General features: G+C 43.9%; 15 protein-coding genes. 8 read left to right on the top strand and 7 right to left on the bottom strand.

All coding sequences use genetic code 11. The features are described 5' to 3' along the window. The first annotated feature begins 3 nt into the window (after positions 1-3). From KD145_RS00635 to KD145_RS00625, 3 genes are read left to right on the top strand one after another with little or no spacing between them, the layout of a single operon-like run. Positions 4-2262, top strand: a complete 2259-nt coding sequence (locus KD145_RS00635) for a histidine kinase dimerization/phosphoacceptor domain -containing protein (protein ID WP_212004003.1) — start codon at positions 4-6, stop codon at positions 2260-2262. Positions 2263-2272: 10 nt separating this feature from the next. Next, the gene (locus tag KD145_RS00630) at positions 2273-3640 is read left to right on the top strand and encodes a sigma-54 dependent transcriptional regulator (RefSeq protein ID WP_212004002.1); all 1368 of its coding nucleotides are present in this window, start codon (positions 2273-2275) and stop codon (positions 3638-3640) included. Positions 3641-3647: 7 nt separating this feature from the next. Continuing rightward, positions 3648-4280, top strand: a complete 633-nt coding sequence (locus KD145_RS00625; protein WP_212004001.1) for a TMEM175 family protein — start codon at positions 3648-3650, stop codon at positions 4278-4280. 1 nt (position 4281) lies between these two features. On the opposite strand, the gene KD145_RS00620 is transcribed toward KD145_RS00625, so the two are convergent. After that, a complete protein-coding gene (locus tag KD145_RS00620; protein ID WP_212004000.1) occupies positions 4282-5895 on the bottom strand; it encodes a sigma 54-interacting transcriptional regulator in 1614 nt (537 codons plus the stop codon). A 228-nt stretch (positions 5896-6123) separates the two neighbouring features. Between KD145_RS00620 and KD145_RS00615 the strand changes: the two genes are divergently transcribed. Next, on the top strand, positions 6124-6717 hold the full coding sequence (locus KD145_RS00615; protein ID WP_212003999.1) for a Crp/Fnr family transcriptional regulator: 594 nt from the start codon (positions 6124-6126) through the stop codon (positions 6715-6717). 56 nt (positions 6718-6773) lie between these two features. Here KD145_RS00615 and KD145_RS00610 read toward each other — a convergent pair whose 3' ends face one another. After that, complete coding sequence (locus KD145_RS00610; RefSeq protein WP_212003998.1) at positions 6774-7595, bottom strand: alpha/beta fold hydrolase; 822 nt, start codon at positions 7593-7595, stop codon at positions 6774-6776. Positions 7596-7933: 338 nt separating this feature from the next. Here KD145_RS00610 and KD145_RS00605 point away from each other — a divergent pair, with 338 nt between their 5' ends. From KD145_RS00605 to KD145_RS00595, 3 genes are read left to right on the top strand one after another with little or no spacing between them, the layout of a single operon-like run. After that, positions 7934-8272, top strand: coding sequence for a helix-turn-helix transcriptional regulator (locus KD145_RS00605; RefSeq protein WP_212003997.1), 339 nt, complete (start codon positions 7934-7936; stop codon positions 8270-8272). Positions 8273-8299: 27 nt separating this feature from the next. Further along, positions 8300-8725, top strand: a complete 426-nt coding sequence (locus tag KD145_RS00600; protein ID WP_113619966.1) for a VOC family protein — start codon at positions 8300-8302, stop codon at positions 8723-8725. Between the two features lie 49 nt (positions 8726-8774). Then, positions 8775-9251: an SRPBCC domain-containing protein gene (locus KD145_RS00595; protein ID WP_212003996.1), complete on the top strand. Its 477-nt coding sequence runs from the start codon at positions 8775-8777 to the stop codon at positions 9249-9251. Positions 9252-9331: 80 nt separating this feature from the next. Here the strand turns inward: KD145_RS00595 and KD145_RS00590 are convergent, their stop codons facing one another. The 5 genes from KD145_RS00590 to KD145_RS00570 form a co-directional block, all read right to left on the bottom strand. After that, the gene (locus KD145_RS00590) at positions 9332-11815 is read right to left on the bottom strand and encodes a beta-galactosidase (RefSeq protein ID WP_212003995.1); all 2484 of its coding nucleotides are present in this window, start codon (positions 11813-11815) and stop codon (positions 9332-9334) included. A gap of 328 nt (positions 11816-12143) precedes the next feature. After that, positions 12144-13310: a cytochrome c gene (locus KD145_RS00585; RefSeq protein ID WP_249219693.1), complete on the bottom strand. Its 1167-nt coding sequence runs from the start codon at positions 13308-13310 to the stop codon at positions 12144-12146. Positions 13311-13511: 201 nt separating this feature from the next. Beyond that, on the bottom strand, positions 13512-14996 hold the full coding sequence (locus tag KD145_RS00580) for a cytochrome c (protein ID WP_212003993.1): 1485 nt from the start codon (positions 14994-14996) through the stop codon (positions 13512-13514). 646 nt (positions 14997-15642) lie between these two features. After that, positions 15643-16506 (bottom strand): helix-turn-helix domain-containing protein, encoded by an 864-nt coding sequence (locus KD145_RS00575; protein WP_212003992.1) that lies wholly within the window; start codon positions 16504-16506, stop codon positions 15643-15645. 423 nt (positions 16507-16929) lie between these two features. Then, a complete protein-coding gene (locus tag KD145_RS00570; protein WP_249219864.1) occupies positions 16930-17541 on the bottom strand; it encodes an SCO family protein in 612 nt (203 codons plus the stop codon). Between the two features lie 425 nt (positions 17542-17966). On the opposite strand from KD145_RS00570, the gene KD145_RS00565 reads away from it, so the two are divergent. Beyond that, complete coding sequence (locus KD145_RS00565) at positions 17967-18332, top strand: VOC family protein (protein WP_212003990.1); 366 nt, start codon at positions 17967-17969, stop codon at positions 18330-18332. The last annotated feature ends 4 nt before the right edge of the window (positions 18333-18336 follow it).

Here is an 18336-nt window from a genome sequence, read left to right as displayed (position 1 = left end):
CCTATGCTCGGTTATGTGATCAATTTCCCGGTCAGGGCACTGCTGACAGCGTGCCTGTTGATACCGGTATCTATACTGGCCCAGTCAGACCCTGAACTTCAGGAAGTAAATGAACTTATTCAGCATGGAAAAGCTGATACAGCCACCATTTCCCGGATGCTGCGCGTTGGTGAAACATTCCTCGACAAACCCGAATCACGGGAAGAAGACATGAATGTGGCCTTTCGCATGGCAGAGCAGATGGAAGCCCGCAGCAGACAGCTCAACTATCCAAGAGGCCTTGGTTTGAGCAAACTGCTGCGGGCCAAGGCATTCCGGGAATCCGGACGCGCAGCCCAGGGAAGAACAAGCAGCGAAGAAGCAGTCAGGCTGCTGACCGCATATGGAACTCCGCGCGAAAAGACCCAGGCCATCATCGAACTGGGAGGCACCTATTCCAACGACATCCAGGACCTCCCGCGCAAAATTGAACTCTATCAGCAAGGCGCCGACAGTTATCTGCAAAACGGAGATGAAATGAGCGCTGCCCAACTAAAGGAGTTTATTGGTGACCTGCTACAGGTGAATAAAGACTATGCCCGCGCGCAGGAAGTACTGGAGGAAGCCCTGGCCATTTATAAAAAGAAGGGGTACAAAAGATTACAGGGCCTGTATTCTATTCTGGGAGAGGTCTACCACGGTTCCAACAACTTTGTACAATCCCTCCGTTACAATCTGCTGGCTGTGGAAACGGCCGAAAAACTGAACGAACAGGGACCTCTGCTCTCTACTATCTATAACCGGGTAGCATTGAATTATTATAGTGTTCAATATTATGAACAGGCACTCGATTATTTCACAAAAGCACTTGCCCATGCAAGGCAGCTGCAGGATACTGGCACCATCAGGACCATGCTGCTAAATGTGTCTGATGCACTGAGATATAACAGAGAATACAGCCGCAGTCTGGATGCCTTAAATGATTTCGAAAAGCTGGGCCCCGTTTCTGATGAAAGTGAAATGGTGCAGGTAGAACTGAGCTACCTCAAAAATTATATTGCGCTTCATGCTTTACATAAAGCCACGCCTCACTATGAGAAACTGAAAAAATTCGTGGAGACTGGAAGTACCTACCAGAGGCTCATTCAGAGCGCACGGCTGGGCGTGATCTTCTATCTGCAGGCGGCAGGCCTTTTCAGTAACAGTGAGCAATATGTCCGGGACTATGAAACGGCAATAAAGGAAACACCAATCGGACTGGTATGGAGATCCGAAGGAGAATACCTTGCCTTCCGGACTGATTCAGCGCTGGGGCATTTCGAAGCAGCGCTGGCACACTATCAGCGCCATAAGTTATTTTCTGACTCCGTTACCAACACCAACACTGCCAAACAACTGGACATTCTCCGCCTGCAGTTCCAGACAGAAAGGAAAGACAAGGATATTGAGCTGCTCACACAAAAAAGCAAATTGCAGGAAATTTCCCTTCAGAAAGGAAGAGTGTTCCGCAATGTAGTAATGGGCGGCATCTGTATGCTGCTCCTGATCCTGGCGTTGTTGTACAACCGGTACCGGCTGAAAAAGCGGACCACCTTCCGGCTGGAAAAACAACAGGAAGAAATCAATGCACAAAACGAGCTTCTTAAAAAACTGGTAGATGAAAAAGAATGGCTGCTCAGAGAAATACACCATCGTGTAAAAAACAATCTTCAGATCATCATCAGCCTGCTGAATACACAGTCACAATACCTCGACAATGCCGATGCCATTGCAGCCATCAAAAACAGTCAGCACCGCATGTACGCCATGTCGCTCATCCATCAGCGGCTCTATCATACCGATAACCTGGGGGCCATAGATATGAACTGGTACATCCGTGAGCTGATCGGCTTCATGAAGGAAAGCTTTGATACCGGCAACCAGATCAGCTTTAACATCAACAGCGAAACCATCCTGCTGGACGTTGTACAGGCCATCCCCCTGGGACTGATCCTGAATGAAGCTGTCAGCAATGCCATCAAATATGCCTTCCCCGACAGGAAAAAAGGTACGATACAGGTAACGTTCAGCAAAGATCAGTCACAATACAGCCTCCTTTCCATTGCAGATGACGGCGTTGGCTTCCCCGATAATTATTCTCCGGAAGCTTCAGCCTCACTTGGTATGAGCCTGATGAAGGGACTGTCTGAACAACTGGAAGGCACCTTTAATCTGACAAGCAGCCAGGCAGGCGTTTCCATACAGATACGCTTTCTGACAAGAGCCTTCAACAATGACAACTAAACACTATGCCATGAACGACAAGGAAAAGATATTGATCGTAGAAGATGAGTTCATCGTAGGCAATGACCTTAGAATGATGCTAGTCAAGGGCGGTTACGATGTCTGTGGCATCGCAGCTTCCGTGGAACAGGCCAGGACGCTGATTGAACAAAAAAAGCCGGACTGGGTACTGCTCGATATCATTCTCAAAACACCTACCAGCGGTATTGAGCTGGCAAAGGAACTGTTGCAGCAGGAAATACCGTTTCTGTACATCTCCGCCAATACCAACCAGCAAACACTGGAAGCAGCCAAGGCCACCCAGCCCTATGGCTTTCTGGTAAAGCCTTTCCGCGAACGGGACCTGTTTGTCATGCTGGACATTGCCCGCTACCGGTACGGTATGGAGACCGGTATGATAAAACAGAAAACATCGACCGGACCCGTGGAAACGACGCCCGATCCGGATATTATCGGAAACAGCAGCGCCCTCAGTAAAGCGCTCGACCAGGTAAGGGCCGTTGCCCCCACCAACACTTCCGTGCTGCTGCTGGGTGAAAGTGGCACCGGGAAAGAACGTTTTGCCCGCGCGATCCATAAAAACTCATTGAGAAAAAACAAACCGTTTATCACTGTCAACTGTGCAGCCCTTCCTGTTTCGCTACTCGAGTCAGAGCTGTTTGGCCATGAACGCGGCGCCTTCACCGGCGCTGTGCAGAAACGGACCGGAAAATTTGAACAGGCGAACGGCGGCACTATTTTCCTTGATGAAATTGGCGAACTACCGCTGGATGCACAAGTGAAACTACTCCGCACATTACAGGAAAGAGAAATAGAAAAACTTGGCGGCGATCAACTGATCAAAGTAGATGTACGGGTGATTGTTGCCACCAACAGGAACCTGGAAAAAGAAGTAGCTGACGGCAGATTCAGACTCGACCTCTATTACCGGCTGAATGTATTCCCCATCGAACTGCCTCCCCTGCGTGAGCATAAGGAAGATATTGAAGCGCTGGCCTTTCATTTTCTGAAAAAGCTCTCCGATAATTCCGATAAAAAAATATCCCGTATCAGTAAAGCAACGCTGAAATCACTACAACAATACGACTGGCCCGGCAATGTCAGGGAACTGGAACACCTGATTGAACGGCAATTTATCCTGGCAAACGGTGAAGAGATCGATTCAACAGATATTCCGGGCCTGCAAGCCGGACTTATACCTGCTGACGGGAAACTTGAAACAATGGAAGAGATGGAAAGGGCCCATATCCTGAAAGTACTGAAAGCCTGTAATGGCCGCGTGTCCGGCATCATGGGCGCTGCCGACATTCTTAAAATACCAGCTCAGACCCTGTATTCAAAGATGAAAAAACTGGGTATAAAAACCATTTATAAATGATCTTACCATGGAAAAAGAAACGGCAAGAATAGAAGGATTCAGTGATGGTGTGTTTGCAATCGCCATCACCCTGCTGGTATTGGAACTACGTATACCCGTTGCTGAGAGCAATAATAACCCGCAAATGCTGGCGAACAGTCTGTTGGCACAATGGCCGTCCTTTCTGGCTTTCAGCCTGTCTTTTTTCAGTATCTTCATTATGTGGGTGAACCATCATAAGATATTCAAACAGATCTACCGGCGCAACAGCGCGCTGATGTTTGCCAATGGACTCATTCTTTTTCTGGCCACCTGTATTTCCTACCCCACAGCCTTGCTGGCCAGGTACTTTGGCACCCCTTCCTTATCAGTGGCCGTAGCCGCTTATACAGGTTTGTTTGTACTAATCAACCTCGCCTTTAATTTACTATGGGGCATTGCGAGCCGGAACAAAGACCTGCTTCGTCCTGAGATCAGCCATACTGCCATCAGGAAACTCAAAAGAAATTATCTGTATGGCTTACCGGTACATCTGTCGGCATTCCTGCTCTCTTTTTGCTGGCCCGGCGGCTCGCTGGTATTATGTGCGCTGCTCTGGACTTACTGGGCTTTTACCTCCGGCAGGCTGGACCTCTCTCCCGGCAAGGCTGCCGGGAAATGACTTATTCCGCTCCTTTCTGTAAATCTATAAAATGTTCCTTCCGGATACCCAGCTTCTGCATCTTTGAAATCAGGGTGGTCGATGGCAGCTGCAATTTAGCTGCTGCGCCATTCGGGCCGGATATCCTGCCGTTCGACAACTTCACCATTTTCAGGATATGCTCCCGTTCCACATCCACCAGGGAACGCACCTGCATTTCCGTTCCCTGCTGAGCAGACAATATTTTGCTTTTAGCCGGCAGGCTGATCTCTGTGATCGTATTGGTGGCTGTAAGCAACACCGTTCTTTCGATCAGATGTTCCAGTTCCCGGATATTGCCCGGCCAGGAATAAGCCATTAATTTCTCCAGCGCTTTGGGCGCAATACGGGTTATCTTTCTACCGGTATTGACAGCATATTTTTCAATAAAAAAGGAAACCAGTTCCGGTATATCTTCCCCGCGTTCTCTCAATGACGGCAGTACGATAGGAAATACATTCAAACGGTAGTAAAGATCACTGCGGAAACGGCCGGCAACGACCTCTGCTTCCAGATTCTTATTGGTAGCTGCGATGATACGCACATTGACTTTAATCACTGATTTTCCACCGATTCTTTCGATCTCCTTTTCCTGCAGTGCCCTCAGCAATTTAGCCTGCATTTCCAGCGGAAGTTCACCAATCTCGTCCAGGAACAGGGTGCTGTTATTGGCCAGTTCAAATTTCCCTACCCTTCTTTCCAATGCTCCGGTAAAACTCCCTTTTTCATGGCCAAACAATTCACTTTCTACCAGGCTGGCCGGAATAGCGGCACAATTCACTTTGATCATCAGCCGCTCACGTCGCGGAGATACCTCATGCACCTGGTGCGCAATCAGCTCCTTACCTGTTCCTGTCTCTCCCAGAATCAGTACAGTAGCATCGGATGAAGCCACTTTTGAAACCAGGTTATACACCTTCCGTATAGCCGCCGAACTGCCAACAGCCTTACCGGTAAGATGTTTATCCTTCTCCCATTCTTCTTTCAGATAACGGTTCTCCTGCTCCAGCTGTATTTTATATTTCCGGATTTCCTCCAGTTGCAATTCTATTTTTTCATTGGCGAGAATATTGGATATTCCTGTACCCAACTGATCTGCGATCCCTTTGAAAAAACTGAACCGGCTCTCTGAGAATACACCTGTTCTCCTTGCATATAGGTATAGCACCCCTTTCGGTTCCTTGCCATTACAGATCCTGACCAGCATCATCTCTTTCACCCCGGCATTATACCAGTGTATGATATAGGTAGGAATGTCCTTTCGCCGGACCAGGCTTTGCATATCGAAAATCACCGGCTCCTCTGTATCAATGGCCCGGTCAAATATCCCGTCATGAATGGGATGCTGCTGGTGGATCACCGGGCTTTCCCCTGTAACGGATTTTATTTTATTTTCTGCGCTGTACAGAAATGGAGCATGTGTACGGGCATCTTCATTGATCAGACAAAGCGTATAATAATGGGCACCGAAATTCTCCAGTAACTGTTCATTAATTATCTCCCAAAGGTCGGAACGATGCCTTGCAGCAGCTATTGCTTTGGAAAGACAAAGCAGGGTTTCAAACTCATTTTTTTCAGCAGAAATATCTGTATCCATAATACCTGATGTCAGTTAAGTTGGCGTATGTTGGGCATCTACATCACAATAATACAAAAGTCTACATAAAATTACGGTATACCGTAAAACCGCATTCTACCATAAAGCACCTACACTATTGACAATCAACAATCTACATCCAGGTACGTGGTTTGGGTGATGCGCCCCTGGCTGCCTTTAAAGAGAACAGAAGCAGCGCAAAACCTAACAACCTATCTTTAATAAACAATGTTTGAACAGATTGATCAATTTGTAGATCGAATTATATCGCTGACGCCGGAAGAGCGTCAAATATTTCATGACCTGCTAAAATTCAAACAGGTCAGAAAACGCACCTATCTGTTGCAGGAGGGAAAAATCTGCGACTTTGAGGCCTATATCATCAAAGGTTGTATCCGTACTTATTATTTAAGTGATGATGGCACGGAGACTGTACTTTCCTTTGCAACAGAGGACTGGTGGGTGAGTGACCCATACAGCTTTACAGAACAAACACCTTCCAATATGTTCATCGAATCGCTGGAAGACTGCGAACTGCTGATGATTGATTGTAAAAGCAAAGCAATACTCTATAAAAAAGTACCCAAGTTTGAAACATTGTTCCGCCTGCTGATACAACGATCACTTTTTGTACTGCAAAAACGTATTCACAGTCTCGTTTCACAAACTGCAGAGCAGCGGTACCTGGCGTTCATCGAAACATACCCCCAGGTGGTACGACGTGTACCGCAGAACCAGATAGCGCGTCACCTGGGCATATCACCCGAATTCCTGAGCAAGGTCAGAAGCACGATACAGAAAAAGAATGATGCAGTCCGATAAAGACGAATGGCCCGGAATAGTTCCGGGCCATTCGTTACAGATTATTCGTTTGATATTTATTCTTTGATAAAAGCCAACAGGTCAGCATTGATAGTGGCAGCTTCTGTAGTTGGCATGCCATGCGGAAAACCAGGATAGGAAATCAGTCTTCCGTTCTTTAATAGTTTAGCGGCCTTTACTCCGGTAGTGGCTATAGGAACAATCTGATCATCATCGCCATGCATCACCAGTACAGGGATATCAACGCTTTTAAGATCTTCTGTAAAATCTGTTTCTGAAAATGCCTTGATACAATCATAGTGCGCTTTGATCGCTCCCATCATTCCCTGACGCCACCAGTTGTCCATAATGCCCTGAGACTTTTTTGATCCTTCACGATTATAGCCATAGAACGGAATCGTAAAGTCCTGAAAATACTGCTGCCTGTTGGTTGCCGTATTAGCGCGTATTTCATCGAATACCGGCATAGGAACACCGTCAGGATTATTTTCGTTCTGAACCATTATCGGTGTAACTGCGCTGATAAGTACCGCTTTCGCTACACGTCCCTGCCCATGTTTTGCAACATAGCGGATCACTTCTCCCCCACCTGTTGAATGGCCGATATGCACCGCATTTTTTAAGTCAAGTGCTTTAACCAGCTCTGCTACATCAGATGCATAGGTATCCATATCATGTCCGATTGCAGTCTGGCTGGACCTTCCGTGACCTCTGCGATCGAAAGCGATAACTCTGAAACCCTGGTTCAGGAAAAAAATCATCTGGGCATCCCAGTCATCGCTTGACAAAGGCCAGCCATGATGGAAAACTAATGGTTGACCTGTCCCCCAGTCTTTGTAATAGATTTCGGTACCATCTTTTACTGTAATCTTGTTCATTTTTCTTGAGTTTTATTAATAATTCAGAATGCAATTTTGTTGAAGGGATAGCAATCAATCAAGCCAGCTTGTGACGCGCTCACAGCGCCCTTCTACATAGTTTTCAATTATTAAACAAAACTCGGTCTTTAGATATCTGTCGCCAATAATCTATATTAAGATTTAAGATTAATCCGGATTAATAATCAGGTGTGAAGCTGTGTTGACCGGAGCAGGCTGGTATATTTATGGCAAACCGAGAGCCTGAGTCTGATTCCGTAAAAAAGTAGCTCTTTTCAAAAATAAATTTGCGCAGTTAAATAGTTGCATTTATATTTGCAGTCAAATGGCTGCGCAAAATGGAAATTCGTAGAGATGTATTTCAAGCAATAGCCGACCCAACCCGCAGGGCGATTTTGGGTCTGGTAGCTTTGCAAGCAATGACCCCTGGTGCAATTGCTGAAAACTTTAACTCATCAAGACAAACGATCTCAAAGCATATTCAGATTTTGAACGAATGTGAATTACTGAGCCAGACTCAATCAGGCCGGGAAATCTATTATCACTTCAATCCCTCTAAAATGAAAGAAATAGCAGATTGGTTGGACCCGTATCGGAAACTATGGGAAGGCAGGTTGTCGGCAATGGATGATTTACTTACGGAAATGCAAACCAAAAAAGGAAAATCAAAAAAGTAGTTTACTCACAATCTAAAATCATAAAAAATGAACAAGCAAATGTATCCATGCTTATGGTTTGATGGCCAGGCCAGAGCAGCAGCAGATTTTTACTGCACCATTTTCCCTGATTCAAAAATAATCAACGATTCAGGGATGGTTGTAAATTTTGAGCTTAACGGGCAATTCTTCATGGGCTTAAACGGAGGTGATAACTTTAAATTTAATGAAGCTGTTTCTTTCGTTATTCCATGTAAAGACCAGGAAGAAATTGATCACTATTGGTATAAACTTATTGCAGACGGAGGAAAGGAAGGTAATTGCGGATGGTGTAAAGACAAATTCGGGTTCTCCTGGCAAGTAGTTCCAACAATATTAAGCGAGCTGATGTCAAACCCTGAAAAAGGGCAACGTGTTATGCAAGCTTTTCTAAAAATGAAAAAATTTGATATTGAGGCCTTACAAAATGCCTGAGAGCAGGAATTAAAACTGTTCATTAATTTATTTATATCATTATACAAATATGGCAAAGCAAATTGAGGTTACCAGAATATTTAATGCGCCTATTGAAATGGTTTGGAAAATTTGGACAGATCCTGAATTAGTTAAGCGATGGTGGGGACCCAAACATTATATATCACCTGTAGCGAGAATTGATTTTCGCATAGGGGGCCAATCCTTAGTAAGCATGAAGGCTCCGCCGGAAATGGGTGGTCAGGAGTTTTTTTCGATTTGGGAATATGTAAAAATTGTTCCTCTAAAAACAATTGAGTTTATTCAAAATCTGGCTGATAAAAACGGTAATAAAACCGATCCTGCAAAACTGGGTATGCCGTCAGATTTTCCCCTTGATATAAAAACTGTTGTAACCTTTAAGGAAGTCGCAGATAACAAAACAGAAATGACTGTTACAGAATATGCAGAATTTGGTTCGATAAGCAACTTCGCACAAATTGGTTTGGAACAAAGCATGGAAAAAATGGCCGCTATTTTTAGTTAACCGGTATTATGCTTATAAAATACAAAAGCCCCTCAACATTCGTTAAGGGGCAAGAATTTTCTTTACATTATCACTATTACTTAATGTTTGAACGCGGCGTCTTCTACACAAGGCCTGATTTCTACCGCATGGAGCTGCGCGCCGTTGATCGTCTGCCTCAGTCCGAATACAAGTACGTTCTTTTTTTGCTTACCCATATTTAACCAGCATTCCGGGAGATAAAATTCCCGCTGCGGTCCTGTTTCCCAGTGCCGGCCAATATTGTGACCGTTCAACCACATATAGCCGTTCCCGGAAGCATGGATCCTGGCCATCCAGGGTACCCATATGCGGGGAGAAATATCAGGGAGATAAAACTCAATACGATACCAGGTAAATAAACCTGTTTGTATTCCTTTGGGCTGTATCCGATTGCCTTTACGTGGTATTTCACCGGTTGTATCCAGGGCGATCTTCTCCCAGCCGGATGCTTCAAAACCCGGTTGACAATAGTTTTGCGTAACCCCGGCTACATCCGCCGCATAATCCCAGTTCAAAGGATGCGACAACAGTGTATCCGTTACCGATAATCCACCGGCCCTTATGCCCGCGGGTTCCTCCATAGGTACATACCCATGTGCATGTCCCAAATTTTCATACGCCACTACTATTTCATTCGTTCCTTCTTTCAATAATCCGGCAACTTCAAAACGGTTATCGAATTCGTTGGCACTTATCCGTTGGTCGGCATCCCTGGTTGGCCAGGACTGGGCATCTGCTTTATCAGGGAAAAGTCTTTTTGCAGGCACGCCATTCACTGTTACAGAAACAACGTCGCGCGTGAACATGTTAAACAATAAATATTTCTCACTTCTCACATCCGCCGATGTGAGCTGAAATACAGACCTGTAAAGACTATACCTGAAGTCACTGATACCCAGTGCCGGTAAGGAGGCAGCAACCGGCAATGGCCTCCATATGGCCGTTATTGCCGGATCCTCCGTTCGTTTAGCAAAAGCAATACGTATTGGCTTCAGGTCAAGTACCGGACGCGCTGCTGTAACAGCCACCTTAGGCCACCATTGTCCTTTCTCCGGTGATGCCCCGGGAGGTATCACGAGTATACCGGCGCCGAGAGCCGGCAAATCCGCATCGATGGTAAAAGCATCTATCGTTATGGAACCGGATGAACCGGTATCGGCATCTTTTATCAGTACCCTCTCTCCATGCTGATTAATGTTATACATCGGAGCAGATGCCTTGTCTATTTTTCCGGGTACCAGTGTTACCTTTTCCTTTATAGCATGTTCCGGATCTGTATTATGCAGGAAAACAAACCTGGTGCCATCAGGTGCTACGCGAACGCCTCCAAATAGCTTTCCGGATGCCTGCAACTCGCAGGGACCACCCGTTGCACGAGCCAATTGGCTGCCATATATGCGGAGAAAATCGCCTATACCTTTTGCCACCTCATATTTGGCTCCCACTGCTCCGTTTTCCCGGATAGCCGCATTGTAATCATAGCTGGTAGTCATTCCCCTCGCACCCCATCCGGCGAAATGAGTGCCTCCATAAAACATATAATAGTTGATCCCTGTAGCGCCCCCCAGCAGCGACATTAAGCTGATAGCATTTAAATGACGGGCATCAGAATAATTTTCTTCACTCAGTCGCCCACTGACCAGTGAAAACCAACCACCCTGCAATTCAGTCACCATACCCGGCGCATCCGGTTGGGCCTTGCGCAGGTTCACCATCCGGTGCGCACAACTGGGCGCCTCCGTCAGATCTACATAATAGTTGTCGCAATCAAACACCTGTGATAGCTCCGGATCCTTGCTGGCCCTGCATTCCCTTGTGAGACAGGTAAACAGCGGTACCTCAATACCGTTGCTCCTGGCCGTATGGTACAATGCCTTTAAGAATAACTCTTTATCAGGCGTGTCATGTGCATCATATTCGTTCTCCAGCTGGAACAAGACAACTCCTTTCTGTCCCTTCTTTTTCCGGGTAACCTGCTCTGCTGCTGTCACCTTCGATACGGCATCCAACCAATGCAGTGACCATTTGATATGTACGGGATCGGCACTACGCAACCAGAGATCACCCTTGCCCGGCCCCATCAGGCTTAGCCAGCGGGGATATCCACCGCCCGACCATTCTGCACATAGAAATGGTCCGGGGCGTACAATGGTATAAAGACCAAACTCTTCCTGCGCCATTTTTAACCATGCTTTCAGGTCCCGGAAATCAAACTTAGAAGTGTCATTAACGTTAGCCGGCATAGCACGCTCATGCCAATTCCAGGGGATATAAGTTTCTACCGTATTAAATCCCGCCTGTTTTATTTTTCTGAAGCGATCCCTCCACAGCTCCTGCGGGCAGCGGAAATAGTGAAAGGCCGCACTGTAAATAAATATATCTTTCCCATCAATGGTCATACAACTACCATCATAGCGGATCCTGTCCGGATGCGGAAAATATTTAGTGGTATCTCTATTCATGCTCATTGCACTGATGTGGCCATTTAAAAAAAATGCCAGCAGCAGCTGAAGACCAAGGACCCTTCTGTTCAACTTTAACATATGTACAAAAATTATCATAAGCATTTTTTATGCGTCATTACTTTTCATCCGAAATATATAGCAACTATCGCCTACCAAACAAATGCTATCTAATCAATTTCATGTCTTTTGTTTGCACTGTATTTTTCAGGACCTGGTTTAAGAAAGCAGCATTTAGTATAATCCCTTTATAAATAAATACTCATCCTCTTCTTTTGCCTTGTGCCGCAATAAGGAAGGGTCTTTTGATAAAAACTGAATGGTAGTGCTGATGATAGTCAGCTGTCTGAGAACACTAAAAATGAGCAGTACAATAGCAATGATAAAAATAGTCGTCCACATTATAAGTTTATTTAATTGAAAGAATATATTTAGTCAATTCATTAAGATCGGTTTCTGACAGCTGTGGGAATCCTGGCATCTGAGGATATCCTGCACGTTTTTTCCCTGGCGCCTTAATCCAGCTTTTTAATCCATTTTCGTTATCATGATATATGTTAGCCATTTCAGTCATTGGCGGGCCTACCAGCTTTTCATGCGGTTTGTGACACGTACTGCAGTTAGACTGGAATATGGCAGCTCCTTTTGCCACCCTGCCAAGGGTGGAATCAATTTCAACCGGATTTTCATCCTCCAGGGGAGGATGCAGCCTGGCCTCAGCTGATATCTTTTCGAATTCAGCTGTTTTGGCAGCCATCAGCTTTTTATGGGGAGCCAATGCATTCGCCCGGTAAACATGCCTGCCACTTCCCATAAACAGCACCGTTATTGTCATTGCAATAATCACTTTGCCATAGTGTCTGTCAATATTCTCAGGTGGCCCCGTAATAGCTTTCCACATCCAGTACATTGCCGGCAACGCAATGACTGCACCGGAAAGTATTACCAGGATGAGGTTCCATTTAACTCCTTTTGATGGCAGGGTTAAAAGTACAATAGGACCAATCATAAATTGAAACAATGACACGGCGAATGTCAGGGAATATGCCTTTTTCTTGATATCATAGCGGGTAAGTGTACGGAAATAACTTTCAAAAGCATATTTTTTTCTGCCGACATACCAAAACAGGAACAGACCTGTAACTGCCATGGATGCACAGATAAAGTGGAGATAACGTGGAAATACGTTGGGTAGTGTTAACGCACTCACAAATCCTTTAATGGTACCCCATTTTTCAGGGAATAACATCAGATTGATATTGGTTAAAAAAATCAAAGGGATAAACAGGAACACCAATACAGCTGCTGCAATAATTGAGATATGCAGTGGTTTATTATCCTCGAGTTTATGCCAGGTGTATTTATGCAGATAAGTTAAGAGAAAAGCAATCGTGACCAGCGGAATAATTGAAATCCACATTAGCCCGGTCAATGCATTGGCAGAGTAAAAGTATACCGTGTAAAGCGCATTGATACTGAGTAGTGGCGCTACTCCCAATACCACTGCAAGACTCTTATTAACTGTTATAGTCTTTGCAATTTCATGCGCCAGCGTGTCATATTCTTTGTCCTTCAAACCTTTGATCTGTGCCCATAATGTTAGTATAGAACCACCTAACATCAGGTTTACAAATACGATATGTGCCAGGAAAGATAATATCAAAAGTACTACCAATAGCCATTCCGGTAAAGGAAGATCAAGTGGAATGTCTCTGGGAACGGGTGTGTTGGCCTGTAGTAAAGTGATCATGTTTGATTTAATATTAATTTTCAGCTACTATTTTTTATTCATTTCATTATCAGCCATCGCCTTCTCATTAGTTTTCATCAACTCTTCGGCAGCCTGGATATTATTTTGCGGATTAACGGTTACGCCTTCTGTTTGAGCGCCACCCAACGCTTCTCCGCTTAGCTGAAGGTTTCTTATATATGCAGCCAATGCTTTTAACTCTTTTTTATTTCCGGGAAATGGCGGCATATAGGTTCTTCCGTTATGCATATTGGGGATATAGGCTTCCATAGATTTTTCATCCAGCGGTTTCCCTGCTCCATACACCCGCTCAAACACTTCTACAATGGAGTTGATACCATTGGTGGTATGACAGCGGCTGCATGACAGCATAAACACATCGCGTCCGGCCGCGAGCTTATTTTCTTCTGTTATCTCTACCGTACTGGCATAGGTGGCATATTTTAAAATACCATCCCTTTTGTAAAGCGGGTAATCTTCTTCCCGTAGCAGATTCGAATACATGTATCCACCGATCACATATGGCTTTCTGATAAACTCTCTCACGCGCTCGAAAATGCCAAGGAAACCAAATGCAGCCAGGCATGGCACCAGCACAAAGGCAAAGCGGATTGACCTTGGCCGCAGTAATGCCCATACACTGATGATCACCACCAATGAAACAGCGCCCGGAATGATATAACTAAGTAATTCATAGTACTGAGAGAATTCGATAGTGCCCACCGCTGTACTCATATTAAAGCGCATCGCCGCTGGCATGGCATTATAATATATATAGGCCGCCACCAATGCTACCGGCGCCCATAACAATATCCATTTCGATGCACTTTTTAATGCTATACTCCTTTCAGCAGTATCCTTCTTTGCAAAGATGGTCGTTAACAACATACCGAAAATACCACCTAGAACCATCGCAGCCGGTGTGCGGAAAAACAATTGAGGCAAATAAATGGGATTGGTAAATCCATTCAGCAGACTATGATGCCTGCCCCAGTTACCGGGGTCCATCATAAAACCCAGGATAGAAACAATGATGGCCATGGTTATCCAGGAAAATATGGAAAGGGACCATCCAAACCTTATGTGGCGTAGTTTTGATTTAAGTGTCCTGTTTGCATTCTTCCAGGTGAGAAAGTAGATCATTATTAACACTACTTCTGTCACAAACGTCAACCACTCAACAAACCAGGCAAAATAAAATACGCGGATGAGGCTTCCAATCGAAGATGGACTAATGAGTGCTGCCGAAAACCAGATGCCAACACCAGTCATCGCTCCCAGCGTTGTGGTGATAATAAAGGCAACCTTCATTTTCTTATACACCATATCATCCCATGCAGGATTGGTAATTTGTGAAGTGTCAGACATTCTCACTCCCTTCTGCTCCAACCAGGTAATATAAGGTATGAATCCAACTGCCAAACCATGATTAATAAAAACATGTATGATGGCAATCATGGCAATAAGGAACCGGTCATTTAACCAGTCAAGATGAAACATTGGAAAATCCATTTGGTAGTATTTTTACTCTCTGCAAAGCTAATGCAGACATATCCTACCAAAAAGAAATGAAGAAGCCAATTGTTTAATTAAACAAGCCGGCTTCTTCTTATATATATAAAGCGTTTTTCAAAAAACGATCTTATTAATGTAACTTTTCCATTCTTTAATTTAGAAAAAACAACCGGCTACAATAGCTTTGACAGCACAAGTAACAGACAGAAAAGCAGAATCCCAAAGGCGATCCTGTTAATTACAATGATTGTCTCAATCAGACCCGGTTTCGTTAAACTTTCAAATTTGGAAAATACATTTATCAGTTTCATTGCTGGTCATTTTTAAAATGAGTAGATACGGCTTTCTAATTAGCACCGATAAAATTCTTCAGTATACTGATGATATGGTCATATTGCAATATGAGCATTAACAATACCAGTATCACTAATATTACCTTTACAAGTATTCTGCTGCGACGAAATTTTATTTCATTTCTTTTTATGACTTCATTAGTTTCCATAAACCATTTTTTAAAATAAAAATTAATTGAGGTTGAGTTTAACAATAGCCGGCTTCTTTACAACACTAATGCTATTACCTGATCTTACCTGTACCCGGATGATTATTCTTTCGTTTGTTGAATAACTGGACATACGTGTAATTACTGATGATTTTTCCTGAAGTTTTCGGGCGTCACACCAGTGTTCTTTTTAAAAAAAGTGATGAAATAAGAAACGCTCTCGAACTCCAGTTCTTTTGCGATTTCCGCAACCGAACGAGTGGAATAATGCAATAAACGTTGAGCTTCAATAGTGATCCTTCTCCGGATTAATTCTCCGCCGGATAAGCCCTTATACTTCTTACATATTTTATTGAGATAATTCGTTGTAATATTTAACTGCTCCGCATAGAAGGAAGGCATTTTGTGTTTAATAAAATGTTCATCTAACAGTAAATGAAGCTGCCTTATTTTTTCTTCTTTACTATTCCATTTTTCATTTGTTATAACCGGATTAAATTGTCTGTCCAGTTTACAGAGAAGAATATTTAAAAACGATCGCAGTACACTGTCTGCATTTTTTTGCCGGCTATTAAATTCCTCCAGCATACATCCACAAAGTGACTTCCACTCAGAAGCCCTGCTTTCTCCAAGGCGTACATAATTACTATTCCCCTCATTCATGAAGGAAAATTGGAAAAGTGCATTGTTGTTATACCTTAAAGAAAAAAATTCTTCCGTAAAAAAAATAACTGTACCGCTGGCCGTTCTGTTGATGTCTATACTGAATACACTGCCAGGTTTGACAAAAATGATTTTGGGTCGGTCCATCCGGATTACAACACCGTCAATTACCGCGTTGCCCTGTGCATTTTCAATGCACAGTAAAATAAAGAACGATTGCCTGTGGGGCCGTTCCAGCAACGGGTACTTTTCAAGTATACCTTCAAGACTGCCAATCCAGAAAACATCATTGCCTGCTCCCAACATGTTCGTAGACAAAACAGCTATTTCGCTGAATTTCATACTCATGAGTAGCTTAATAATGTAAAATGCAATAAATGATTGGCTATGTCAGCTGTACCGGAGGCTTGAATACCTGTGAGAGATACAAATGCGGGAAGTGAGGCGATCTATAGTCGCAAAAGGAAAATGGATTTTCAATGGAAACGGGTTGGTCTGTCATGCTTATATTACGCACGCAGAATAATGTGATCTCCTTGTATTTAATATCAGGTGATTTTTCCTGTCTGTTTTCGTTCTCATTTAACTTACGCTCCAGGAAACAGACGCCCTTACAAACGGGGATCAGGTCAAACCTATTTATACAGACAGTTGCGGCAATGCGATCCCTGTTTAGATAGAATGCAGCTACAATCCAACAATTACCTGTACCCTGTACAAGCATTATACATAAAAGCAATATGGATACAAATCGCTTCAATCTGTTCAGGCTGGCTCTTTCAGTAAAATGTTTATATCGTTAATCAATCTATACGTTTCCTTGGGGTTGGTGCCATCATATACCCCCCTGATATGTCTGTTCTTATCAATTAAAAGTAATCCGCCACTGTGAACATAACCACCAGGAGCAGTACTATCTTTGTAGGCATTTGAAAAGTAGCCTTTCTCTGCCAGCTGTAAAATGCTATCCTGGTTTCCAGTTACAAACTTCCACTTGTTGTTATCAATATGCAGACTGCTGGTAAATGCTTTCAGCCGGGGAATAGAATCGTGTTCCGGATCGACAGTATGTGAGATAAAGCGTATGCGGTCATCCCTGAGGAAAAAATCATACGTTCGCTTCATTTCTACAGTCATTTTAGGACAAATACTGGGGCAGGACAGAAAGATGAAGTCTGCTACATAGACTTTACCTGAAAATGACTGGTTGTTAACTTTTGTACTATCCTGATCCCAAAAAGAAAAATCCGGAATAGTTGGGAAGACGGAATCATAAACTATCTTTCCGTTAAACAATCGCTGTGTAATAACCGGTTCACCAAGTATTGGGAGTCTTACCTCCGGGCGCCGACAGCCTACCGAGAGAAAAAATACCATGCCTATCAATGCACCAATGATTTTCATCTTTATTTCTTTTGAAGAATAACAGATCTACTTCTTCCTTTCAAGCTCCAGGAAAACCGGTAGTTGCCATTTTCCTTCTCACGGCAATATGTTGTCCTGGTAAGGTCAGCAGCATTACGGTGATGGGTATAAGCGTCCGCAAAATTATACCTAAAAAAGGGTTTTATATAAAAATAAAAGGGACAATAATTTAGACAATCGGTTATTTTTCCGCCTTTCAGGTCTGTAAGCCCGGAAGAATAGCGCTATCAGGGGCGTTGAAATTGGGGATACCCGGGAGGAATAGGTGCTGATGTTTGTTGGAGGATAATTTGAGATTTTCGTATATATTGTTATTTTTATCCAACAATAATCAAACCTCATTCAATTTCTTCACAAAGAAACAACAGATCTATTCTATGGCAAACATTCCGTCTAAAAGTAAATACAAACATCAGCAGGTGCAGTATATCGAGTTCCTGTCCGAAGACCTTGACCGCGCCAAGAAATTTTACTCCAGTAGTTTTGGCTGGCAGTTCACCGACTTCGGCCCTGGCTATACTGCATTTGGAGGAGATTATGTAGATGGCGGATTCATGCCGGGAAAGCCCGTAAAAGGTACTATGTTGGTGGTCCTTTATTCCAACGACCTTGATACTACCAAAGAACAGGTCATTGCGGCAGGCGGCACCATTGTAAAGGATATCTTCCGCTTCCCTGGTGGCAAACGTTTTCATTTCGCAGACCCTGACGGTTATGAACTGGCGGTTTGGTCTGAGGAATAACAAA

Origin of the sequence: Chitinophaga sp. HK235 (genome assembly GCF_018255755.1) — a bacterium.
Taxonomy (GTDB): domain Bacteria; phylum Bacteroidota; class Bacteroidia; order Chitinophagales; family Chitinophagaceae; genus Chitinophaga.
Note: the sequence above shows the minus strand (reverse complement) of the source record. Positions and strands in the feature narration are given on the sequence as shown.